Origin of the sequence: Gilliamella sp. GillExp13 (assembly GCF_001690815.1) — a bacterium.
Lineage (GTDB): Bacteria > Pseudomonadota > Gammaproteobacteria > Enterobacterales > Orbaceae > Gilliamella > Gilliamella bombi.
In genome coordinates this window covers 1-867 of the sequence record NZ_LZHJ01000060.1, presented here as the reverse complement: position 1 = coordinate 867, position 867 = coordinate 1, and the positions used below count along the sequence as shown (strand labels likewise).

Genomic DNA, 867 nt, shown 5'->3' with positions numbered 1-867 from the left:
ATATGGCATGGGTAATTCAACTTTTTATAAATGGCGGGAAAAATACGGCGGAATGGAAACTTCGGATATCAAACGCTTAAAAGAGCTGGAGGCTGAAAACCGTAAGCTTAAATAGATGTTTGCTGAGCTGAGCTTAAAATCACAGCTTCAGGAAGAAATCATAAAAAAGCTTTAGTGCCCACAAAGGCACGTAAAACGTGGGCACAGCAACTACAACAAAATCATTCTGTTACTATAGCTATGAGCTGCGCTATCGTTGGCTTAAGCCGTTGTGCTTACTATTATCAACCTAAGTTACAGGATGATTCGGTGATTGTTTCGGTATTGAATGCTATCACAGACCGGCATTTACGCTGGGGCTTTCCTAAATGCTTTAATCGTATCAGAAAGCTCGGCTATCAATGGAACCATAAGCATGTTTATCGGGTGTATTGTGAATTAAAGCTTAATCTCAGAGTAAAACGAAAAAAACGCATTCCTCCACGATGCCCGGAAAAGCTATTTGTGCCTAATAAACAAGGTGAATGTTGGTCAATGGATTTTATGAGTGATAGTAGCCGTAATCAACGTCGCTTTAGGACATTCAATGTCATCGATGACGTTAATCGTGAGGCGTTAGGTATTGATATTGCAGTCAGCTTACCAGCAGGAAGGATTACCCGTTACTTAGATAAACTGGCCGAATATCATGGATATCCATTAAAAATACGGGTCGATAATGGGCCAGAATTTACAGGAAAAAACTTTATAAACTGGGCTAAATCACATGATATAGCCATTGATTATATAAAGCCCGGTAGCCCTTATCAAAATGGTTATATTGAACGATTTAATCGTACCTATCGTACTGAAGTACTTGATTTATAT

The 867-nt window shown here is 39.0% G+C and carries 1 protein-coding gene and 1 pseudogene; both read left to right on the top strand.

Annotated elements, in window-relative coordinates:
* Positions 1-112 (top strand): annotated as a pseudogene (locus A9G37_RS13490) (transposase); the annotation flags it as partial.
* 62 nt (positions 113-174) lie between these two features.
* The coding region (locus A9G37_RS04360; RefSeq protein WP_065574734.1) for an IS3 family transposase at positions 175-867 on the top strand (693 nt) is incomplete at its 3' end.